Source organism: Roseovarius roseus (genome assembly GCF_043355935.2).
Taxonomy (GTDB): domain Bacteria; phylum Pseudomonadota; class Alphaproteobacteria; order Rhodobacterales; family Rhodobacteraceae; genus Roseovarius; species Roseovarius roseus.
This window is the reverse complement of the sequence record NZ_JBHFPE020000010.1, coordinates 1-22,745: the sequence shown is the minus strand read 5'-3', so window position 1 is coordinate 22,745 and position 22,745 is coordinate 1. Positions and strand designations below refer to the sequence as shown.

General features: G+C 63.3%; 19 protein-coding genes. 2 read left to right on the top strand and 17 right to left on the bottom strand.

Features of this window, described 5'->3' with window-relative positions; all coding sequences use genetic code 11:
- Positions 1 to 10 precede the first annotated feature (10 nt).
- The 13 genes from ACEWPL_RS14130 to ACEWPL_RS14070 form a co-directional block, all read right to left on the bottom strand.
- Complete coding sequence (locus tag ACEWPL_RS14130) at positions 11 to 1,423, bottom strand: amidase (protein WP_393932107.1); 1,413 nt, start codon at positions 1,421 to 1,423, stop codon at positions 11 to 13.
- Positions 1,424 to 1,479: 56 nt separating this feature from the next.
- Positions 1,480 to 2,436: a 2-hydroxyacid dehydrogenase gene (locus ACEWPL_RS14125; RefSeq protein ID WP_393932109.1), complete on the bottom strand. Its 957-nt coding sequence runs from the start codon at positions 2,434 to 2,436 to the stop codon at positions 1,480 to 1,482.
- A gap of 6 nt (positions 2,437 to 2,442) precedes the next feature.
- Complete coding sequence (locus ACEWPL_RS14120; RefSeq protein WP_393932111.1) at positions 2,443 to 2,604, bottom strand: hypothetical protein; 162 nt, start codon at positions 2,602 to 2,604, stop codon at positions 2,443 to 2,445.
- A 6-nt stretch (positions 2,605 to 2,610) separates the two neighbouring features.
- A complete protein-coding gene (locus ACEWPL_RS14115) occupies positions 2,611 to 3,984 on the bottom strand; it encodes an amidase (RefSeq protein WP_393932113.1) in 1,374 nt (457 codons plus the stop codon).
- Positions 3,974 to 5,392, bottom strand: coding sequence for a TRAP transporter large permease (locus ACEWPL_RS14110; RefSeq protein ID WP_393932115.1), 1,419 nt, complete (start codon positions 5,390 to 5,392; stop codon positions 3,974 to 3,976). The genes ACEWPL_RS14115 and ACEWPL_RS14110 overlap by 11 nt, the downstream gene beginning before the upstream one ends.
- The gene (locus ACEWPL_RS14105; protein ID WP_393932118.1) at positions 5,389 to 5,973 is read right to left on the bottom strand and encodes a TRAP transporter small permease subunit; all 585 of its coding nucleotides are present in this window, start codon (positions 5,971 to 5,973) and stop codon (positions 5,389 to 5,391) included. Before ACEWPL_RS14105 ends, ACEWPL_RS14110 begins: the two co-directional genes overlap by 4 nt.
- 76 nt (positions 5,974 to 6,049) lie before the next feature.
- On the bottom strand, positions 6,050 to 7,180 hold the full coding sequence (locus ACEWPL_RS14100) for a TRAP transporter substrate-binding protein (RefSeq protein WP_393932120.1): 1,131 nt from the start codon (positions 7,178 to 7,180) through the stop codon (positions 6,050 to 6,052).
- A gap of 359 nt (positions 7,181 to 7,539) precedes the next feature.
- Positions 7,540 to 8,313, bottom strand: coding sequence for a dienelactone hydrolase family protein (locus ACEWPL_RS14095; RefSeq protein ID WP_393932122.1), 774 nt, complete (start codon positions 8,311 to 8,313; stop codon positions 7,540 to 7,542).
- Complete coding sequence (locus ACEWPL_RS14090) at positions 8,310 to 9,059, bottom strand: ATP-binding cassette domain-containing protein (protein ID WP_393932124.1); 750 nt, start codon at positions 9,057 to 9,059, stop codon at positions 8,310 to 8,312. Before ACEWPL_RS14090 ends, ACEWPL_RS14095 begins: the two co-directional genes overlap by 4 nt.
- The gene (locus tag ACEWPL_RS14085) at positions 9,056 to 10,039 is read right to left on the bottom strand and encodes an ABC transporter ATP-binding protein (protein WP_393932127.1); all 984 of its coding nucleotides are present in this window, start codon (positions 10,037 to 10,039) and stop codon (positions 9,056 to 9,058) included. The genes ACEWPL_RS14090 and ACEWPL_RS14085 overlap by 4 nt, the downstream gene beginning before the upstream one ends.
- On the bottom strand, positions 10,036 to 10,887 hold the full coding sequence (locus ACEWPL_RS14080; protein ID WP_393932129.1) for an ABC transporter permease: 852 nt from the start codon (positions 10,885 to 10,887) through the stop codon (positions 10,036 to 10,038). The genes ACEWPL_RS14085 and ACEWPL_RS14080 overlap by 4 nt, the downstream gene beginning before the upstream one ends.
- Complete coding sequence (locus tag ACEWPL_RS14075; RefSeq protein WP_393932131.1) at positions 10,884 to 11,840, bottom strand: ABC transporter permease; 957 nt, start codon at positions 11,838 to 11,840, stop codon at positions 10,884 to 10,886. The genes ACEWPL_RS14080 and ACEWPL_RS14075 overlap by 4 nt, the downstream gene beginning before the upstream one ends.
- Positions 11,841 to 11,895: 55 nt before the next feature.
- Positions 11,896 to 13,431, bottom strand: a complete 1,536-nt coding sequence (locus tag ACEWPL_RS14070) for an ABC transporter substrate-binding protein (protein ID WP_393932134.1) — start codon at positions 13,429 to 13,431, stop codon at positions 11,896 to 11,898.
- Positions 13,432 to 13,559: 128 nt separating this feature from the next.
- On the opposite strand from ACEWPL_RS14070, the gene ACEWPL_RS14065 reads away from it, so the two are divergent.
- A complete protein-coding gene (locus tag ACEWPL_RS14065; RefSeq protein WP_393932136.1) occupies positions 13,560 to 15,017 on the top strand; it encodes an amidase in 1,458 nt (485 codons plus the stop codon).
- Positions 15,014 to 15,865: a MurR/RpiR family transcriptional regulator gene (locus ACEWPL_RS14060; RefSeq protein WP_393932139.1), complete on the top strand. Its 852-nt coding sequence runs from the start codon at positions 15,014 to 15,016 to the stop codon at positions 15,863 to 15,865. The genes ACEWPL_RS14065 and ACEWPL_RS14060 overlap by 4 nt, the downstream gene beginning before the upstream one ends.
- A gap of 29 nt (positions 15,866 to 15,894) precedes the next feature.
- Here the strand turns inward: ACEWPL_RS14060 and ACEWPL_RS14055 are convergent, their stop codons facing one another.
- From ACEWPL_RS14055 to ACEWPL_RS14040, 4 genes are all read right to left on the bottom strand, one after another.
- Positions 15,895 to 17,514 (bottom strand): MFS transporter, encoded by a 1,620-nt coding sequence (locus ACEWPL_RS14055; protein WP_393932151.1) that lies wholly within the window; start codon positions 17,512 to 17,514, stop codon positions 15,895 to 15,897.
- A gap of 94 nt (positions 17,515 to 17,608) precedes the next feature.
- On the bottom strand, positions 17,609 to 19,390 hold the full coding sequence (locus tag ACEWPL_RS14050) for an SLC13 family permease (protein ID WP_393932141.1): 1,782 nt from the start codon (positions 19,388 to 19,390) through the stop codon (positions 17,609 to 17,611).
- Positions 19,391 to 19,939: 549 nt separating this feature from the next.
- Entirely contained in the window at positions 19,940 to 20,902 is a 963-nt protein-coding gene (locus ACEWPL_RS14045) for an AAA family ATPase (protein WP_393932143.1), read from the bottom strand.
- The gene (locus tag ACEWPL_RS14040) at positions 20,899 to 22,593 is read right to left on the bottom strand and encodes a hypothetical protein (RefSeq protein WP_393932145.1); all 1,695 of its coding nucleotides are present in this window, start codon (positions 22,591 to 22,593) and stop codon (positions 20,899 to 20,901) included. Before ACEWPL_RS14040 ends, ACEWPL_RS14045 begins: the two co-directional genes overlap by 4 nt.
- Positions 22,594 to 22,745 lie beyond the last annotated feature (152 nt).

Here is a 22,745-nt window from a genome sequence, read left to right as displayed (position 1 = left end):
CTGGTTCCTCCTATTCCAAGGGCGGCGGGCGTTTCTGCGGCCAGCCGGTTGCGCCGTGCCATTGCTGCGCAAGTCTCAACAGCGCCCCGTCGCTTCCGCGCGGTCCGATCAGCTGGATCCCGGCGGGGAGGCCCCCCTCGCCAAATCCCACCGGCACATTGACCACAGGCAGGCCGATGAGCCCCGCAGGCACGACCACATGCATCCAGCGGTGATAGGTATCCATATCGCGCCCGGCGATACGTTCGGGGTAGGTCCAGGTGACATCGAAGGGCCAGAGCTGCGCCGAAGGCAGCACCAGCACGTCAAAGGTCCCGAAGAGCTGGGTGGTCCTGCGGAACCAGTCCGAGCGGATTTCGCTGGCGCGCTGGACCTGCGGCGCCGTCATCGCCAGGCCGCGCTCGACCTCCCAAAGGGCGGCAGGCTTCAGATAAGGGCGTTTGGCCGGGTCGGCGTAGAGCGCGCCTAGATTGCCCGCCACGGCGAAAGAGCGCAGGTCGATCCACGACTGCCAGATCGCCTCGGCGTCATAGGGCGCCGGTAACTTTTCGATCCGGTGGCCCAGATCGCCCATCTGGCCAAGCGCCGCCTCGGATATCTCTGCAATTCCGGCCTCGTAGGGAAAGGCGCCGTCCCAATCACCGAGCCAACCGATGCGCAGCCCGCTCGGCGCGTCATCGGTGCCCGCAAGGGTCTTGGCTCCATCGACGCTGAGCGGTTGGCGCGGATCCCGGCCCGTCATCACATCCAGCAGTCCCGCCAGATCGGCGGGCGTCCGTGCCATCGGCCCGGCGGTCGAAAGCTGGTGCAGGAACATGTCGCCCACAGGCTCGCTCGGCACGGTGCCCCAGCTGGGGCGCATGCCATAGACGTTGTTCCATCCGGCTGGATTGCGCAGACTACCCATCATGTCCGAGCCATCGGCAACGGCCAGCATCCCGGTCGCAAGGGCCGCCGCCGCGCCGCCCGAAGACCCCCCGGCCGAGCGCGAGATATCATAGGGGTTGCACGTCGCCCCATGCACCGGGTTGAACGTGTGCGAGCCAAGCCCGAATTCGGGCGTGTTGGTCTTGCCGATGATGATTGCCCCGGCAGCGCGCAGCCGCGCGACCATGATGTCATCCGTCTCGGCCATCTGCCCCGCAAACAGGGGCGATCCGCGCGAGGTGGCCAGGCCCGCCGCATTGGCCAGATCCTTGATCGCGATGGGCATGCCGTGCAGCCATCCCTTGCGCGGCGCCTCATCCGCCGCCCGCGCCTCGGCGCGCAGCTGATCCGCGTCGCGCAGGCTGACAATTGCATTCACGCGCGGATTGACCGCCGCGATCCGCGCCAAGGTGGCCTCCATCAGCTCTGCCGCTGACAGATCCCCCCGCTCCAGCGCGCCGGACTGGGCGCGCGCATCCATATTCAAAATATCCATGTCACGATATGGACACGCAGGCGCGCGGGGCGCAATGTCCTAGGTCAAAATTCCGTTCAAAGTCGGTCGGGCGGGGTGTCCCCACGAAAGAAGGCGTCGAGATTGTCCAGCGCCTTGAACCCCATCGCATCACGGGTGCGGACCGTCGCGCTGCCGACATGGGGCATCATCACGATGTTCTCATGACTTGCAAAGGCCGGGTTGCCGCCGGGCTCGGTCTGAAAACAGTCGAGGCCTGCGCCGCCCAGATGTCCGCTTTCGATGGCCGCCAGCAACGCCGCCTCGTCGATGAGGCTGCCGCGGGCCGTGTTCACAAGGATGCAGCCCTTGGGCAGGCGGGCAAGGCGGGCCTTATCCATCAGCCCGGTCGTCTCGGGTGTAGCCGGGCAGTGCAGCGACAGGAAATCCGAGACGGCCAGCAGCCCGTCCAGATCCTCGTGATAGGTCGCTCCCGCTTCCTCCGCCTCGGGCAGACGGCTGCGGTTGTGATAATGGATCTCCATGTCGAACCCGCGCGCCTTGCGGGCAAAGGCCCGGCCAACGCCGCCCATGCCGATGATCCCCAGACGCGCGCCCGTCACCTGCTTGCCCACCAGAAATGCAGGCGACCACGACGTCCACGCGCCCGACCGGACGATGCGGTCGCCCGCCACCGCATGACGGGCAGCGCCCAGCATCAGCATCATCGCCAACTCGGCAGTCGCATCCGACAGAACGCCAGGCGTATTGGTGACAGTGATCCCTTTCGATTTGAGCGCGGGCAGATCGCAATGGTCCACGCCGACCGAATGGTTCGCCACGATCTTCAGGCGCGGGTCGAGCTGCGCCACCACCTCTGCCGTGAAATGCTCGGAATGGCAGGGGATGATCCCATCCACCTTGGCGCTCATCGCGATGATATCCCCGGCGCTACCGAGCGTATCCGAGGCGTCCCAGATGATTTCGTAATCCCGCGCGGCCCGCTCCAGCGTGGCCGCAGACAAGGTTCGGGTGATCCAGATGACGGGCTTCACGCGGGGTCAGTCCTGCTTGTTGCGGCTGGAGGTGACGAAATCATAGGCAACAAAGGCCAGCGTGATGACGATCACGATGATCAGATCGACGCTGGGCACCTTGACCGCGAGGATCAGCAGAAACACCGCCAACGCGATGAAGGCCAAGAGCGCAAGGAACCGGTTCATATGTCGTCACTCCTCATTGTCGTTCCCATCCGCCCAGTCGAACAGCCATTGCGCCGTGCGGATCAGCCGCGCGTCGTTTCCACGCGCGCCGACCAGTTGAACCCCCATGGGCAGCCCCTCCTGCGAGGTCAGCAGCGGCAGGCTGATGCAGGGGGTGCCGCAATAGGTCCAGAGGCCATTGAAGATCGGATCTCCGGTTGTCTCCAGCCCCTTGGGCGCCGGTCCGGTCGCAGCCGGGCAGAGGATCACGTCGCACCGGGCCAGCATCTCGTCCAGCGCGGCATTCATCAGCCTGGGCCTGTCGAGCGCCGAGAGGTAGTCGCGCGCCAGCGCGGCGTTGCCCTGCTCGATCGCGTCGCGGGTCACCTGCCCCAGCTGGTCCTTGGCATCGCGCCAATAAGGATAATAGTGATAGGACATCTCGGCGAAATTGATCAGCTTGCGCAGCTCTGCCGCGCTGCCAAAGACGCCGGGCACCGGCAACTCGAACGCCTGATCGCCAAGCGCGCCCACCAGCTCGCCAAAGGCTTCGCGCAGCTGCGGGTCCGCGCCCTCCCATCCCGGCGGGCGCATGAAGCCGAAGACCGGGGCCAGCGGCGGCTTTGACATGGCAGAGGAGAAGAGCGCAGGCGCGGGCTCCAGATGCGTCGCCGTGTCGTCGGCATCATAGCCAAAGAGCACCTCGGCCAGCAGGGCGGCGCCGGCGGGATCGCTGGCAAAGACGCCCACCGTATCCAGCGTGGGCGATTGCGGCAGGATACCCCGGCGCGGGATCGCGCCGAAGGTGGGCTTGTAGCCCGTCACGCCGCAGTAAGAGGCGGGTCGGATGATCGACCCGCCCGTCTGCGTGCCGATCGCCAGCGGCACCATGCCGTCCGCCACCGCCGCAGCCGAGCCTGACGATGATCCGCCCGGCGTATGGGCCAGGTTATGCGGGTTGGCGGTCTTGCCCGGATGCATGAAGGCAAGCTCGGTCGTGACCGTCTTACCCATGAGGATCGCGCCCTCTTTCTTGAGTCGCTCGACCACGAAGGCATCCCTGAGCGGCACCCGCCCGGCATCATGCGCGCAGCCGTTGGCGGTGGGGATGCGCATGGTGTCTATGACATCCTTGACGCCCACCGGCAGCCCGTGCAGGCGCCCAAGCGGACGGCCCGCCCGGCGATGCGCATCGAGGCTGCGCGCCTGTGCGCGGGCGAACTCGGGATCGAACCATTCCCACGCGCCCACCTCCGGCTCGCGCGTCTCGATCCGGGCGATGCAGGCCTCGACCAACGCGGCCGCGTCCAGCGCGCCTGAGGCGAGCCTCTCGCGCAGGAGCGCGGCGCTGGCGGGCTGTCCGGCCGGCTGCGGGCCGGGGTTTCTTGCCTCAGCCCCCATAGAACAGCTCCGGCAGGTAGAAGACGATCGACGGGAAGGCATACATCAGCACCATCGAGATGAGGACGCAGAGCAGGAACGGCATCACTCCCCGGAAGATCTGTGTCAGGCGCAGCTCGGGCGGGGCGACCCCTTTCAGGTAATAGGCCGACATGGCCATTGGTGGCGTTAAGAAGCTGGTCTGTAGGTTCAGCGCCACGAGGATGCCGAAGAAAAGCGGGTCGATCTCGAAGACCACCAGCAGCGGCAGGAAGATCGGCACGAAGATGATGATGATCTCGGACCATTCCAGCGGCCAGCCCAGCAAAAAGATGATGAGCTGCGCGAGGATCAGGAACATGATCGGCGAAAGGTCCAGCGACTGCACGAATTCCGAGATCACATGCTCGCCGCCCAGATACGAGAACACGGCCGAGAATGTGTAGGAGCCGACGAAAAGCCAACAGACCATCGCCGTAGTGCGCACGGTCAGATAGACGCTTTCGCGCATCCGCTGCCACGTCATCGCGCGGTAGGCGAAGGCCAGGAAGATCCCGCCCAGCGCGCCGATCGAGGCCGCCTCGGTCGGAGTGGCGAGGCCGAAGAGGATGGAGCCGAGCACCGCGAAGATCAGGAAGGCCAGCGGCACGAAGGAGGTGATGATCATCACCAGAAGCTTGCCCATTGGCATGTCTGGCACCTCGTCATCAGTGGGACGCGGCGCCGAGGACGGCTGCAGGATCGACCGGCCGACGATGTAGATGAGGTAGAGCCCCACCAACGTCAGCCCCGGCAGCAGGGCCGCCGCATAAAGCCGCACGATCGACACGTTGGTCGCCGCCGCATAGACGATCAGCATGATCGAGGGCGGGATCAGGATGCCCAGCGTGCCGCCCGCACAGATGATACCCGAGGCAAAGGCCGGATCATAGCGCGCCTTCATCATAGCGGGCAGCGCCAGCAGCCCCATCAGCGTCACCACCGCGCCCACAATCCCGGTGGCGGTGGCAAAGAGCGCGCAGGTGATAAGCGCGGCCACACCCATCGAGCCGGGCACATTCTTGGACGCGATGCTGAGCGTGGTGAAGAGGCGGTCCACGATGTTCGAGCGCTCGACGATATAGCCCATGAAGAGGAAGAGCGGCACGGCCGTCAGTACCTCGTTGGACATCACCGTGAAGGTCTGGTTCACGAAGAGGTCGAATATTCGATTGTTGAAGAACCCCTCGATCCAGGTCGACCATTGCTCCCACTGTCCGGCGGTCTCGTCTAATCGGTCAAAACTGCGCCACATGCGGCGCGCGTCGAAATAGGCGTAATAGCCAAAGCCGATGCCCATGGCCATCAGCGTAAATGCGATCGGAAAGCCGAGGAACACGAAGATGATGAACAATCCCAGCATCATCAGGGCGATTTGTGGATCGGTCATGTGATATGATCCTTCTCGGCCTTGTTGGCCGCCTGCATCATCAGATTTTCGGTCTCAAACACGTCTTCATCGGCCTCCAGCCAGTAATTGTCGCGCATGGCCAGCAAGCAGCGGCAGACCTGCGCCAGCCCCTGAATGAAGAGCAGAATGCCCGCCGCGACGATTACCGCCTTGAACTGGTAGATCGGCACGCCCGCCGGGCTGTTGACGGAAACCTCGCCATAGCCCCATGACCGGGCGGCATATTTCCAGCCCGCAAAGATCAGTGCGGTCACGCCGGGAAAGAAGAAAACGATGTAGAGCACCAGATCGATCTTGGCCTGCGTTCTCGGCTGCAAAAGCCGGTAGAGGAAATCGCCCCGAACATGCCCGCCCCGCGACAGGGTGTAGGCCCCGCCCATCATGAAGAGGGTGCCATACATGATGAACGACACGTCCAGCGCCCAGGCGGTTGGATTGTTCAGAACATACCTGACGAAAACCTCGTAGCCGGTCCCGATGGACATCAGCAGAATAAGCCACGCGAATGCCTTTCCGAACCATGCGGAAAGGTTATCGGCGAACCGGATGAATGATATCATGGTGCCCCTGCCCCTCACACGCGAACCCCGGCATGGCATGCCGCGCCGGGGTTCGCATTATCCTACGTCAATGCGATCAGAGTTTGACCTTGCCGGGGAAGTAATGCTCGTAGGCCAGTCCATAATCGGGCGAGTTCATCAACTCGTAATAGGATACGCGGCTGACCCACTCGCGCTGGCTGTCGAGGGTCTTTTTCATGAACGGGTCCGTCTCCAGCTCGGGGATCAGCTCGTCCCAGGCCTTGAGCTGAGCATCCAGGATCTCTTTCGAGGTGCGGTGCACCGTGACACCGGCCTCATTCTGCAGGAATTGCAGATCGGCCGAATAACGGTCCATCGCCTTGGCGGTGTTCGCCGTCGAGGCGGCCTCGACCCCATATTTCAGGATAGCCTGCAGATCGGGTTCCAGATCCTCGAGGAAAGTCCGCGAGAACAGGAATTCGAAGCTCTCGGACGCCTGGTGATAGGACGACAGGTAGTAGTTCTTGGCCACATCATGGGCGCCAAAATCCTTGTCCGAGGACGGGTTGTTGAACTCGAACGCGTCGATCACCCCGCGCTCCATGGCGGGCACGATCTCGCCCCCCGGCAACTGCGCAACGGACATGCCCAGCTTGGACATCAGATCGGCGGCAAGGCCCACGGTGCGATACTTGAAACCCTGAAGGTCAGATACGGTATTGACCTCGTCCTTGAACCAGCCGAAGGGCTGCGCGAACATCGGAAAACCCAGATAGCCGACAACGTCCAGATCCATCTGATCCTGAATCAGTTCGTTATACAGCTCCTGACCGCCGCCCTGATAGAACCATGACAGCATCGTCGTGGCCGAGCCGCCAAAGACCGGGCCGGTGCCAAAGAGCGACGCGGCCTTGTTCTTGCCGTACCAATAGACCGGCACCGAATGGGCCGCGTCGATCAGACCGTCATTGACGGCGTCCAGCACCTGGAATGCCGCGACGACGGCACCAGCGGGCAAGACATCCACTTTCAGCCGCCCGCCCGACATCTCCTCGACGCGGGTCGCGTAATCGCGCGCGAATTCCTGCCAGATATTGGCGTCGTTCCAGGATGTCTGCATCTTGATGACGATTGGCGATTGCGCCAGCACGGCAGGCGCGGCAAGCATGCTGCCTGTGGCGACCCCTCCCGCAAGGGCCGATTTGGTCAAAAACGAGCGTCGGTCAATTTTATTGTTTGTAGTCATGTTTTCTCCTCCCAGAGCGATCGCGTGCCCATTTTTTTCGCTTGGTAGTCAAGAGGCGGCGATCTAACCCTCGACCGTAACGCCTCGGCGATACATGGCAAGCAAACATCGGCGCGAAGGAGAAATAGCTGTGCCGCGGGCGCAGGGCGAGGTGCAGACCTCAGCGCGAGCTTGCGGCGCTATTCGTTTGAAATTTTTATATAATTTCCCAAGCCGCATACTTACGCAGCGGCGACACTTCCACCGCGCAAGATTAAGCCCGTGACAGGGTATATCAGCAGAACAGACGACAAGATTCCTTGCTGCAGTTGCAACATTCTTGTGAGCTAGGCGAATCTCTGACCCCGCCTTGCCGGACGTCACTCCTGACCGTACGCCTCGGGCGGCAAGTGGCTGGCCACAAATTCGAGGATCAGTTCTCGCACATCCTTGTCCATGCTCAGCCAGTGCTTGCCCGCAAGGTAGTCGGGAGCACGGTAAACCTGTGAGACCTGCGCCTCGCCCTGCATGAACGCACCGCAATCGCCGCTCAGCACCGGCTGGCGGAACCACGGATCATCTTCTCCAACCAATGCCAGCACCGGCTGATCCTCGGGCGCGTTCAGGCCGCGATATTCCGGCCATCCCGCATGGCACGTCCAGCCTTCGATGATGCGCAGCGCGGCGTCCGGCGCGTCAATAGTCGCCACCGTGATGGCGCCCTCGGAATGGCCCATCAGGATGATCGGCGCGCCGTCCAGTGCATCTGTTCCGCGCAGGCGCGCCAAAGCATGATGCATCTCGTCCTGCCGCCAGCCCAGCACTGCGCGGTGCAGCCCGCCGCGCGTCTGAGCTGCGTTGCAACTCATGGGCTTGTCCTGGCGGGCAAAGCCGTCAGGCGCGACCACCAGATGACCGGCGCGCGCCAGAAACCGCGCGGTTACCGTGGTAATCCGGCTCAGCCCATCGCAGCCATGGGCGTAGAGGACGACCGCGCGCGGCGTCTCCACCTCGTTTAGCGCATCGACGGAAGTGGCGTTGACCGTGCCGGGCAGCCAGACCTGCGCCGCCGTCCATGTCCGCGCGACGTCGGCAACATTCGCCTGCGCGGCGGAGGCACAAACTGCCAGCAGCAGAGCACAAACGCGCATCATGTCACCGCCTCCATCAAGGCCCGGCTATAGGGGTGCGAGGGCGTGCCGTAAAAGTCGCGCGCGGGCGCCGCCTCGACGATTTCGCCGCGCAGCATCACGGCGATGCGGTCAGACACATAGCGCGTCGCGGCCAGATCATGCGAGATGAAGAGCGCGGCAAAGCCATGATCGGCCTGCAGATCGCGGATGAGGTTCAGCACCTGCGTCTGCACCGACACATCGAGCGCGCTCACCGCCTCGTCGAAAAGGATGAAGCGAGGCTCGGTGATGAGGGCGCGGGCAATGGCCACGCGCTGGCGCTGACCGCCCGAGAGCTGGCCGGGATAGCGATCGGCGAAATCCGCGCTCAGCCCGACCTGATCCAGCATTTTCACCACCGCCTGATGCCGCGCCGCGCCGCGGGTGCCCAGCACGCGCAGAGGCTCGCCCACCGAAGCGCCGCAGCGCAGGCGCGGGTTCAGCGCCCATTCGGGATGTTGCAGCACGACCGACAGCTGACCGCGCCGCTGGCGCAACCTGCCGAAGGGCGCGCCCTGCATCCGCATCTCGCCCACCGTGGGATGCAAAAGGCCGAGGCACACGCGCCCCAGCGTCGTCTTGCCCGACCCAGACTCGCCCACAAGGCCCAGTGTCTCGCCCTCGGCAATCTCCAGAGATACGCCGCGCACCGCCTCGACCACGTCGCCGCCAATCAGGCGGCGGCGAAAGGTGACACCGACCTTGTCCAGCGTGATGACAGCGCTCATTGCGATACCTCCCGGCCTGCGGGCGCATCCGCCAGAACCTCCTCGGCGAAATGGCAGATCACCGTGCGCCCCTCGACCTCGCGCGGCTCGGGCCGCACCTCTCGGCAGCGGTCCTGCGCAAATCCGCAGCGCGGCGCGAAAGAGCAGGCCTCGCAGCGGCCCGTCAGGCTGGGCGGCGTACCCGGTATCGGCTCCAGCCGCTCGCCCGGTCGCTCGCTGCCCGACGCGGCGGCCATAAGCGCGCGGGTGTAAGGATGCGCGGGGCGCTCCAACACATCGGCGCTGCTGCCGATCTCGACAACGCGGCCGCCATACATCACGGCCACGCGGTCTGCATGGCGCGCCATCAGCCGCAGATCATGGCTGAGCACCAGGAGGCTGGCGCCGGACTCATCCCTCAGGCGGCGCAGCGTCGCCATCACCTTTTCGCGGATCGAGGCATCGAGCGACGCCGTCGGCTCGTCCGCGATCAAAAGGCGCGGCGCGCGCGCAATGGCGATGGCGATCACCACACGCTGCGCCATGCCGCCCGATAGCTCGTGCGGATAGGCGCGCATCACGCGGGCCGGGTCCGGCAGCTCGGCCCGCTGCAAGAGCGCGGCGATCTCATCTTCGCCGGGGCGGCCCGGCATGGCGCGCGCCACCTGGCGGCCGACGCGCATTGTCGGGTCGAGCGCCGTCATCGGGTTCTGAAAGACGAAACCCAGCTTGTCCCGGCGCAGGCCGCGCAGTGTCTCGGGGTCAGCCCTGAATACATCGGTGCCCTCCACCGCGATTGCGCCCGCCTCATGCACCGCCTCGCCCGGCAGAACGCGGCCGAAGGCCATGCCAAGCGTCGTCTTGCCTGATCCGCTTTCCCCGACCACGGCCAATGTCTCGCCCGCGCGCACCGCCAGATCCGCGCCGTCCAGCGCCCGCAGGCTGCCCTTGGAGGTGCGGTAGGAGATGATGACACCCTCGGCTCTTGCGATGTCGCTCATGTCAACGCCCTGCCCTTCAGCGGCTCCAGCATGTCGCGCACCGCATCGCCGACAAGGTTCACCGACATGATCGCCAGCGACAGCACCGCGCCCGAGGACAGCACCATCCAGGGCGCAATCGTCAGATAGGCGCTGCCCTGCCGCAGGAGCGAGCCGAGCGATGCCTCGGGCGGCTGCACGCCAAGGCCCAGAAAGCTGAGCGCGCTTTCGATGATCATCCCGATCGAGAGCGCATAGGTCAGCTGCATCATGACCGCGCCCATCACGTTGGGCAGAATATGCACCACAAGGATCCGCAGCCAGGACGCCCCCGCCACCCGCGCCGCGATGACGAACCCGCGTCCCGAAATGCTGAGCGTGACGGACCGCACGACGCGAATAAGCAGCGGCAAGGTGGCGATGGAAATGACAGATATGGCCGAGAACTGCCCCGGCCCCAGCACCGCGGCCACCAGAAGGCCGACCAGCAGCGCGGGAAAGGCAAAGAGGATGTCGGCCCCGCGCGCCACGGCGATATCCGTGAACCGCCCGAAATACCCTGCCGCCATGCCCAGCGCCGTGCCAATGACCGCCGAGATGAGGACCGCGATGGCCGACAAGAGGAAGGTCGCGCGAATGCCCTGCACGACGCGTGGCAGGAAGGACCGCCCCAGCTCGTCCGTGCCGAAGGGGAAGGCGAGCGATGGCGGCCCGAGACGCGGGCCGGCAGCGATGCGCGTGGGATCGCCCAAGGGCAGCCATTGACCAAAGATGCCAAGGAAGATCAGCAGCCCCAGCACCGCCAGCCCGAAGGCAGACAAAAAATCGGCGCGCCAGATCCGCCCCAGCCAGTGAAACGCCGTTTTCATCCGTCTGCCCCCACGCGCGGGTCGATCACCGCGTATAGAAAGTCAGCCAGCATGTTGATTGCGACAAAGGCCACCGCCGCCAAAAGCACCCCGGCCTGCACGATGGCATAGTCGCGATTCAGCAGCCCGTTGAAAATGTAAAGGCCGAAACCCGGCACCGAAAACAGCACCTCGACCACCACGGCCCCTCCCAGAAGGAAACCGAAATAGGTGGTCACGACCGTCACCACCGGGATGGCTGCATTGCGCAGGATGTGCAGCCGCACGATATCGCGCGGCCGCTCGCCCCGCGCAACGGCGGCGGTGATATAGCCTTCGGTCATCACCCGCAGCACCGCGTCGCGCGTCGTGCGCAAGACCAGTGCTATGCCAAAGAGCGACAGGGTCAGCGCCGGCAGCAGCATCGTCTGCATGTTACCCACCGGATCCTCGCCAAAGGGCACGTAGCCACCGACGCGAAACCAAAGCGACCAGACGGAAAAGACAAAGATCAGCACGCTGCCCAGCACGAAATCCGGCACGCTCGCGCCCAGCGCGCCGACCAGCCGCGCCATGTCGACACCGCGCCGCCCGCCTTGGCGGATGCCCGACCAGACGCCCAGCGGCAACCCCACCGACAGCGCCAGTCCTAGCGCGATCAGCGCCAGCTCAAGCGTCACGGGGGCGCGGCGGATGAACTCGTCGATCACCGGCTGCCGGGTCACCATCGACACGCCGAAATCCCCCTGCAACAGCGCGGCAAGCCAGCGCAGATATTGCACCACCAAGGGCTGATCCAGCCCGTATTGCTGGCTGATCGCCTCGCGCGCGGCGGGGGTGACGAAGGGACCAAGCAGGATGTCGGCATAGCCGCCGGGGATCATCCTCAGCGACAGGAAGACAAGGATCGACACGCCCAAAAGCGTCACGATCATCGCGGCCAGCCGCGGCAGAAGGTAAAGAAAAAGGCGCATTGTGGCTCCGAACGATCAGCGGCGACGATCCCGGGGGACCGCCGCCGCACAGGTCTTACTTGGGATCGAACTCGGCGATGAACTGATAGGTGTTCGCCGAGCCGGACCGCTCGGCCAGCTTCACGTCCACCTGATCGTCGCGGTAGGCGAGGTAGTCGGACTTTCCGACTAGGGCGAGGATATTGGCCCCGTCATCGATCATCGCGCAGATCTCGGTCAGTTTGGCGTCACGCTCGGCGCCGTCCTGCATCGCGCCTACGTCGTCCAGAGCCTGCGAGAGCTCGGGCACGTTCTCATGGAAGGCGGCATTCCAGACGGCGAATTCGGGGTTCCACCACTTGATGACCATGCCGGGATCCGTATAGCCCGCCAGCCACGAGGCCGAGAAATCGAAATCGCCATCGGTAAAGACCTTTTGCAGATATTCCGCCGTCGGCACCTGATCGAGCGAGACCTCAAAGCCCGCCTCGCCGAGGCTTTGCTGCACGACCTGCCCGATGCGCCCCAGAACCGGGTTGGCCGAGCTGAGTGTCAGCGCGATCTCGGGCGAAGTGTTGCCCGCCTCCTCCAGAAGGCCGCGCGCTTTTTCCAGACGAGCATCGCGGGGCATGGCGTAGGTATCCAGATCCCGGCAGGCGTCCTTGCCGAAGGCGGCGGGCACGGGGAAGTCGGGCGCCGATGTGCCCGCAAAGACGAAGTCGTTGATTGCGTCCCGATCCAGCGCGAGGTTCATCGCCTGGCGGATCCGCTTGTCATGGAAAGGCGAGTCCTCGTCCAGCGCGTTGACGTCGAGACGGTAGTAATTGGTGGTCTGCTGCACATCTATGGCGACGTTGGCGGCGGTGCCCAGCATCTGCTGCGCATCCGGGTTCTCGAACGTGGTAAAGTCGATGCGCCCGTCGCGCAGCGCGGCAATGCGCGCGCTCTCGTCGGGAATGATCGGCACCTGCAGCGTGTCGGCCAGGGGGTACCCGTCGCGCCAGTAATGCGGGTTCCGGGCCAGCGTCCAGCTTTCGTCCTGCTTGTGCTCTTCGACCATGAAGGGCCCCGAGCCGAGCATCTGCGACGCCGGATCGAAACTGCCCTCTTTCAGCTCTTTCATCGGCAGGATCGCCGCCGTGATATGCGCCAGCGCGGGCAGGAAGGTCGCCTGGGGGCTGGCCAGCTCGACCTCAATCACGCGCTCGCCGGTGGCGTCCATGCGGGCGATATCGCCCAGCTGGGGCGACCAGTAGCTGGCCGTTTCGGGGTTCTTGATCCGCTCGAGGCTGCCGATGACGTCATCGGTCGTGACCGCGCGCCCGTTGGAAAAGGCGGCGCCTTCGCGCAGGGTCAGCGTGTAGGTGGTGGGCGATGTCTGCTCCCACGCCTCGGCGAGGCCGGCGGCGAGCCCGAGATCCGCATCGGTGGTCAGAAGAGTCTCGTAGACCATCTGATACATTTCCCATGAGGCCACTGTCCCGGCGACGTGCACGTCAAAGCCGGTGATCTCGGCGGGCTTGCCCCATGTCATCACGGTGTCCTGCGCCAGGACGCCCATCGGGCCAAAAGCCAGCAGCGCGGTCGCGCCCATCAGATTGAGAGTTTTCATGTCAGATTTTCCCCGGTTGATACGCTCATTGCATCGGTGCGTGCAGAGCTTGTTGACGATGCTGTTATAAAAGTCCCATTCTGTCAATCAGGGTTATCTTCTATAACATTGGATAAAGGTTCGCTCCGATGAAAGACTACGCACAGCACGACGCAACCGGTCTGGCCGCATTGGTCAGAAGCGGTGACGCCTCGCCCACCGACCTGCTGGAGACGGCTATCACGCGCGCCGAGGCGTGCAATCCGGCGATCAACGCGCTGTCGCAAAAGCTATATGATCATGGCCGCGCGGCCATCGCCGCCGGCCTGCCGGACGGCCCGTTTCGGGGAGTGCCCTTCCTGCTCAAGGACGCCTCGGGCGAGCTTGCGGGGCATATCACCGCCAACGGCGCGCGCCTGCTGTCCAAAGGCGTGCCGGCGGCCAGCGATTCGACACTGGTCGCGCGCTATAAGGCCGCGGGGGTCGTCATCTTCGGCAAGACGACGACGCCGGAATTCTCGCTTGCCGCGTCGACCGAGACCTCCCTCACGGGCGCGACGCGCAACCCCTGGGATCTGTCGCGCAGCGCCGGCGGCTCCTCGGGCGGGACGGCGGCGGCGGTGGCGGCGGGCATCGTTCCGGCCGCGCATGGCAGCGATGGGGGTGGCTCGATCCGAATCCCGGCCTCGTGTTGCGGCCTCTTTGGGCTAAAGCCGTCGCGCGCGCGCAATCCGTCCGGTCCGTTGGTCGGCGAAGGCTGGGGCAGCCTTTCGGTGTCGCATGTGCTGACCCGGTCCGTGCGCGACAGCGCCGCGATGATGGACGCAACCCAAGGCATGGCACCGGGCGATCCCTATTGCGCCCCGGCGCGGACGCGGCCCTATGCCGAGGAAGTACAGCGGGACCCCGGCCGCCTGCGCGTCTGCTGGCAAGTCTCTCCGATGAGCGGCAAGCCGGTCGCTGCGCCGTGCCAAAAGGCCGCCCAGGACGCCGCGCATTTGCTGGCCTCGTTCGGCCATGAGGTGGAGGAAATCACGCTGCCCGGCGAGGTCGAGCCCCTGCAAAAGGCGCTCTGGGTGCTGGTGGCCAGCAATGTCGCGCGCAGCATCAACGCCATCGGCACGCGCAGGGGCCGCAAGGTGAAGCAGTCGGATGTCGACAACGTGACCTGGAGCGCTGTCGAGGACGCGCGGGACATGAGCGCCGAGGATTACGCCGAAGCGCTCTTTCAGATCCATGCGCAAAGCCGGCGCATGGCTGATCTGCACGCGCGCTTTGACGTGATCCTCAGCCCGACACTGGCGACTTTGCCGCCCGAACTGGGCGTGCAGCGCACCGATACCGAAGATATGGACGCCTATCGCGCCGCGCTCACCGGCTTCACGCCCTTTACGCAGCTCTACAACATGACGGGCGCGCCCAGCATGTCGGTGCCGCTGGGCTGGCACCGTCCGGCACCTTCAAAGAGCGAGCTGCCGGTGGGCGTGATGATCTCGGCCGATTTCGGGCGCGAGGATATCCTCTTTCGCCTGGCGGGCCAGATCGAGGCGGAACGCCCCTGGTTCGACCGCCTGCCGGAACTTGCCGCCCCGAAGGATCGTGCATGAGTCAGCCGCCCCTTCAGGATCGCCTGCGCGCGAAATACCCGGAGCTGACCCGCGCCGAGAAGTCCGTGGCCAATTACATGCTTACGCATTTCGAGCGCCTGGCCTTCGAGACGGCAGCCTCGATCGCCGAGAACATCGGGGTCAGCCAGATGACGGTGGGCCGGTTCCTGCGCAAGCTGGGCTATAACGGCCTGCCGGATCTCAAGGCCGACCTGCTCACCCAGATCGAGGCGCCGCCGGTGCTGGTCTCGGACCGTCTTGGCCGCATCCGCGCCGAAGGGACCGGCGATGCGTGGGGCAATTTCGACATGGATGTAGCCGCCCTGCAAAGCGCCTATGCCCTGCGCGGCACCCCGGCTTGGGACGCGGCGATCCGCGCCATCTGCGCCGCGCAAAAGCTGCATGTCGCGGGGTTTCAGACGATTGCCGGCATCGCGTCCGGGTTTGCCACGCGGCTTGCCTATCTGCGGGGCGACGTGCGGATCGAGGATGGCAGGGACGGCATCTTTGGCGACATTCTGGGCGATCCGGCCAGCACGCATTGCGTCGTCCTGTTCGAGATGCGGCGCTATACCCAGGCCAGCCTGACCTTGGCCGCCGCCGCCGAGCAGGAGGGCATTCCGCTGATCGTCATCTGCGACACGCATTGCATCTGGGCGCGGGACCATACCGAGATGGTCTTTCCCCTACGCACGGACTCGCAACTCTTTTGGGATTCGCATGTGCCCTATTCCTGCCTCAGCACCCTGCTGCTGAACGACGTGACCGCGCATATGGGCGAGAACGTTTCGGCGCGACTGGAGCATATGCGCAGCCTTCAGGACCGTTTCGGCGCGTTCAGGGATTAAGGCACCCGCCACACTAGAAGACACCCAGCCTATTCGGCCGTGCCCGGCGCCTCCTTTGGGGGCGTGTCGTCGTAGAGTAGGACGGTCTGCCGCTCGATCATGCGATGTACCTTGGGCTTCTCGGCACCGCGATGCAGTTTCAGAAGGCGCTGGTAGGACTCCGCATCGGCTTGGGTCCGGCGCTCGTGATGGCGGACATATTCGACCCAAGTGGGCACATGGTAAGTCTCGGTCCAGACATCCGGGTTCTCCAGATCCCTCAGCAGCGCCCATTGCTGCGCCCCGTCGCGAATTCTTATGCGTCTGCGCGCATTCATGACGGCCAGAAAGTCGGTCACATCCTCCTGCGCTATCTCGTAGTCGATCATGATCATGATCGGGCCGCTGCGCTGCTTCAGGTTCAACCTCAGCGACGGCTCCGTAAAGGCATTGAGCGGATTGAGGTTCAGCTCGGTCGAATCCGGCAGTGGGATCATGCGTCCGATCACGGCCCCGACAAGCAGCAGCACGGCGGCGACCAGCATGGCCGTGTCCGGGCCGGACATCTCGGCGATTGCACCCCAAGCCCAACTGCCCCCGGCCATGCCGCCGAATACCCCGGTCTGGTAAAGTGACAGCGCCCGCCCGACGACCCAGCGCGGCGTCGAAAGCTGGATCGTGACATTGAAAAGCGACAACGCCAGAACCCAACTCCCCCCGGCCAGCAGCAGCGCGGCACCGCTAAAGACATAGTGACGGCTCAGCGCCAGAGTGATGCTGCTGACGGCAAAGGCGACAAAGGCCGCCTGCGTGATCCGCTCGTTCTGGAACCGCGCGCGCAGGCGGGCATTCATCAGCGCCCCGCCCACCGCGCCAAGGCCGAAACAGCCCAGCATCACGCCATAGACAAAGGCCCCTCCGCTAAGCAGATCTTTGACGATCAGCGGTAGCAGCGCCAGGGTTGCGACAGCCGACAAGCCAAAGACGAAGCCGCGAAGGATGACCTTCATCAGGTTGGGCGACATCGCGACATAGCGCAGCCCGGCGGAAAATGCGCTGCCCATCCTCTCACGCGGGAGGCGGCGCTGGGGCGTGGCAGGCCGCCAGAGCCAGAGCGCCGTGATGATGCCAACATAGCTGAGCGCGTTCACCGTGAATGCCGCAGCCGCGCCCGCGATGGCGACGATTGCCCCGCCCGCCGCCGGCCCGATGCTGCGCATCAGGTTGAACCCCATGCTGTTCAGCGACACCGCCGCCGACAATTCCTCGCGCGAGACGATGTCGCCCATCGACGCCTGCCAGGACGGATTGTGAAGCGCCGTGCCGCAACCAATCAGGAAGGTGAACCCCAGGAGGAGCCAAGGCGAGAGCCACCCCTCATAGGCCAGGATTGCCAGCACGACAGATACGGCCAGCATGAAGCTCTGCGCGATCAGCATGACCTTGCGCCGGTCGAAATTATCCGCAAACACCCCTGCCAGCAGCGAAAAGATCATGATGGGCAGGGTTACCGAGGATTGCACCAGCGCCACCATGCTTTGCGAGTCGGTCAGCGATGTCATCATCCATGCCGCACCCACCGCCTGCACCAACCCCCCGAAATTCGAGGCAAGGGCGGCGATCCAGAGCATGCGAAACGTCTGGTTCCTGAACAGCGTCAACGTAGACATGCTTTGCGGCACGGGGCATTCCCTTCTCAGGCCGGTTCATGGCCAAAGTGTTACTGACGCCGCGCCCCCTCGGCAACCTGGCTGCCACGGGCGTCTAGAGCGGCCAGACCACAAGCAGCGCGGGAACCGCAGTCGCCACGACCAGCACCTCGAGCGGCAGGCCGATGCGCCAGTAATCGCCAAAATGGTAGCCGCCCGGCCCGAGGATGATGGTGTTGTTCTTGTGCCCGATCGGAGTCAGGAACGCGCAGGAGGCGGCGACGGCGACCCCCATCAGGTAGGTGTCGGGATTGGTGTCCGTGGCAGAGGCGATCGACAGGGCAATCGGCGCCGCGATCAGTGTCGTCGCGACATTATTCAGAAAGTCGGACATGGTCATGGTGACGATCATAAGCGCGGCAAGCGTGACCCAGGCCGGATATCCCTGCGTGAGTCCCGCGATCTGGTTGGCCATGAATTCGGCGCCGCCGGTCCGCTCGAATGCCTCGGCCAGCGGGATCAGGCTGGCCAGAAGGACGATCACCTTCCATTCGACCGAATTATAGACCTCGCGCCCGCCGACCAGCCCCAACAGGACATAGCCTACGACAGCAGCGCCAAGGGCGACGGTCAGCGACAGAACTCCCGCAACGGCAAGGCCGACCGCCGCAATGAAAATGCCAATCGACATCCCGGCCTTGGTGCGCTGGATGACTTCGGTGCTGCGCCCGGCAATGGGCAGCACGCCTAGCCAGTCGGTCGCGGCGGCGATACGCTCTGGTGTGCCCAGCAACAGCAGGACATCCCCCGCCCGTATCGGCAGCAGCCGCACCCGATCGCGAAAGCGCCGGCCCTCGCGCGACACGCCCAGCAGCGTGACCGAATGTCGTTTGAGCAATTGCAGGCTGCGCGCGGTCCGGTTCTGAATGCGCGCGCCGTCGGGAACGATGGTTTCCGTGATCTCCAATCCGCGCGCCGTCACGCCGCCCTCATGCTTTTCCGATCCGGCAAATTCCAGGCCGGACTGGCCCATGAAGGTCTCGATGGATTTCGGCTCGCCCTCCACGACCAGAAAATCGCCCGAGCGCACCGTCTCGCGCATGGCAAGGCCCGGCCGCCTCTTGCCGTTGCGGATGAGGCCCAGAAGGTGGACATCGGCGTCATCCGCCTTCGGGTAGAGGTCCTGCACCAGCAGATCGTCCTTGAAGCTCTGCTCGCCCACGCGCAGTTCGGCAACATACCTGCCCTGGCGGATCTCGTGGCCCGCCCCGGTGGCCGAGCCGCGCTCGGGCAACAGACGCCAGCCCAGAACGGAGACGAAGACGATACCAATGATCGCAACCGACAGCCCGACCGGCGCGAAGTCCAGCATCGCGAAGGGCTGACCCAAGGCGTCGTTGCGATACTCGGAGATGACGATATTGGGCGGCGTGCCGATCAGCGTGATCATGCCCCCCAGAATGGTCGCGAAAGAAAGCGGCATCAGGCTGCGCCCGGGCAAACGCTTTGCCTTCTTGGCCGCCTCGATATCCAGCGGCATGAGCAGGGCCAGCGCCGCGACATTGTTGATGATCGCCGAAAGCCCCGCCCCCACCGCCGCGATGATGGAGATATGCAGCGGCAGCGTGCGATCCGAGTCGATCAGCCTGGACGCGATCAGCTCGACCGCGCCCGAGGATGACAGGCCGCGGCTGACGATGAGCACCAGCGCGATGATCGCCACCGCCGAATGGCCGAACCCCGAGAACACTTCTTCGCCCGGAACCAGCCCCAGCGCGGCGGCTAGGATAAGCGCCGTGAACGCCACCAGATCATAGCGAAATCGCCCCCAGATCAGCAGGATGACGACCACAACTAGAAGAACGAAAATCTGGATCTGATCACTGGGCATACTCATGCCGCCACCATCACAGGAGGCAAACCCCGCAGCAAGGACCAAAGGCCGACCATGCACTAACAATTAACTTGGACCACTCGATGGGGGCACTCCACACCCGCGCGGCTCCAACCTTGGCATTTGAACCTATCCGTGGAGCACATCCGACGACACGGTCGGTGCCCGACACATTGAAGAACTTTTCATTTGCCGAAGGGTGGTGCCGAAACCAATCGGAGCTCCAACCTGTGCACCACAGCAGTCAAATGCCGCTAAGAGATCCTTTTATCCCGGCTCCATCGCAGCCTATCTGTTTCTCAGACAGAACACGAAGACCGAGAGAAACCATAATAGTGCGCGCCGCGTCCGGACATCGATTCGAATCGAAATAAGGAAACACAATATCAACAACTTACGCCCCTTCCAAAGAGCAGGGAATTCATAAGCATGCGCAGCACACCATAAGCTTGCGCAGTTCTCAGTCTCAGGCGTCGCCCAAAACCTTAAAACGAAAAACAAAAAACCGCGCCGAAGCGCGGTTCTTTATCGGGATCGTGGGTGAGAAGGTTATTATGAGATATACACTTGGAACGGCTTATCCGGGCGGAACATGGTCTCGTATCCATCATGGGTGAAGGGTGTCGCCAAGGTGTTCACGTTGGCCTTCGCGGCCCAAAAATTCACGTAGTGTTCGTGCTTCAAGACCGTTGAGCCTGAATCACGCGCCTTTCCGATCGTGTCGATCGTCAATTTGATGAGTGTTCCCCACCTCAGCGCCGAAGCGAATGCGAGACGACGATAGAAGTCCTCGGTCAAGAGATATTCATCAACCTCGAGGCCATTCTCCATGGCGTAACTGCCTACGATCTCGTGGATCACACTCAAGTCCTGAGGCAGGTCGATCCCATCAAAATGAAGATGGGTTACCTTGTTCTGGGTCTGGTCGAGCAGACGGATATGATCCGCAAGTTCTGGTACCCCCGACATAATCAGGCTCAAAGGCCAGTCAGGTGTTTTCAGGAGTGTCTTGAAGCTGTCGAGGGTCATTTGCCTGTCATCATCAGACTTGCCGGCGAAAATATGCTGAGTTTCGTCGAAGTGAATGCCGATGATCCCCTGGAGTTCAGCTTGATGAGCGACACGCGCCCAGATCTCAGTTTGGTTGAGCCGCGCGCTGTCGGACAGGCAGTATCCCATCGCTTTCAACGTTTTCCTGCCGAGATCTTTCCATCCCCCCGTCCGGTTCAGCACACACTGAACGATACGTGCGGGATTACCATTCGGCAGCGGGATCTCCTGTGCGCGCAATTGTGCCAGGATCTCATTGATTTCCCGCGTCTTTCCGGACTCGCTCAAGCCGGTGATCAAAAGCACATCCCCTTCGAACCAAGCGCCACTCTGCAGGCGTCCGATATGGCGGCTGAGCATATCACCAAAAGTCGTCCAGAGTTTCTCACCGCGAGCGAGTGAGAAATGGCGGCCAGTATTGAGGGCCGCCGTCTCGGCGACCTGAGGGTTAAAGAGAGATTTCATAACTTACTGTCCTTGAGGGGAGTGAACGTTCTTCCGTAAGACCGGGGTGCCTGCTCGGTTGACGGCGAAGTTGAGACTGACGCTGAATTTGTCTTGCTGACCTTGAAGACGGACGCGCCGCCGCTCCTGTCGGTTACGTGCCCCGGACGCGCAGTAGGTCCTGTCACGCCAGACGGCCGCACTGAGACCTGCGCAAGGCGATCTGCCCGGTGCCTCAGTTGATCGGTGGTCTGATAGTTGGATGGATCTCGCGTGTCCGGGAAGAAGCCGGAATCCTTGGCGCGGCGCGCCCGCACCTCCTTCAGGTGAGTGTCATGCAGCTCCTGCGCCTTCGGATCCCGCCGACACGCCTCCTCCATCACACTGATCGCGTCTTCAAGGGTCAGGTCAACGAATGCCGTCATGGTCAGATGGACCTCAATGACCTCATCTCGACCTTCCGCTGTAATGTACGCCTTGCGAAGATCATCCGGATCGAGGTGGATCGTGACCTTACGAGAGACACCGCCGGAAAATTTCTGAAGGGCGGTCGAGTTGAAAGGAATGTTGAACGCCTTGACACCTTCAGTCGTCGTGCTCGCTTTTGTTTTGATCCCGAGGTGGAGGCAGCGCTCCCGCTGCGAGGGGGCCTCGATGGCTTGGTAGGTAGCCACAACCTCCTGAAGCTTCTCCCAAGGCGTTGCTCCGTACATTCCAATCCCACGATGACCCGTATGGGAGTATTCGTCGACAAAGTATCGGGTCAGGGTCCCGTAGATTCCGTTGTGACTGACCTCCGCAGAACCCTTGGGATCATAGTCTTTCAGTTCTCCCGGGCGGCTTCCCGTATAACCGGGCAAAAAAGTCAAGACCTGCCACTGCACGGTTCCGAACATGGTTTCAACGTGGGGCTTGTCTGACGCGTGATAAGTTCTTCCGGGGATGACTGTCATTCCAGAGCCGAGTTGCTTACCATAAATTTGAGCATTGCGCGTTGCAGTTCCGTTATCCGCCTCGAACTTCCGGATCCGGACAGGTGGCGCCGGGTCTTTCTTGCAACCATAGCGGATCTTTTCGCGGCTCTTGTCGCGGGTGGCCATGCGCAGAAGGGCTTCGGTATGATCTCCGTCAGCCGTTTTGGCGATGATCCATGCCATGGGAAGCCGGGTGGCGAGATCGACCATCACATGCAGCCAGAAGCGTCGGATTTCATCTTCCTCAAGTGCTTCCGGTACCTGGCGAGGATCAATCTGTTTTGCCCGGACGGTCCCGTCCCTCTCAGTGAAAATCGACAGGAATACCTGATCAACTTGGACATTTTCACCGTAGCAGAGGGCGCGGATGTCGGTAGAGCCTGCCCCCTTTCGATTTCGGGCGTGGTGTGCGCCGTTCCTCCCCAGTTGCTTAACGAATTCGGAGAGCGCTTTGATACGGCCCCTTATCGTCGTGATCGAAGGAAACTGGAAACCAGCTGCGACTTCATGCGGAGGGACGTGAAAATCAGCTTCAGCCAACCTCAGAAATGGCGCCAGCTTAGGGAGGCGCCGATCGTTCCAAAGACTGATGACGTGATCGATGAAGGTTTCCTGAAAGAGGCTCATCCGCCGCGTGCGGTTGCCTTTCAAGTGTTCACGGTCCATCAGGACGATCGGGTTCCGACCGAATTCATGATAGATTTTCTGGTATTTCTTAAGCGTGCGTCCCTCCGGCACGTCGAAAACCTCCCTAACCTTCCCGCCCCGTTTAGGTGCTGAAAAGCGCTCTCCTTCGTGGAAACTTGAGGCCTCGCTGTTGATTGTCACTGAGAACTGACCCGGCAACTGCAGAAATTGTCATCGAGAATTGACCCATGTGCAACCTTGCC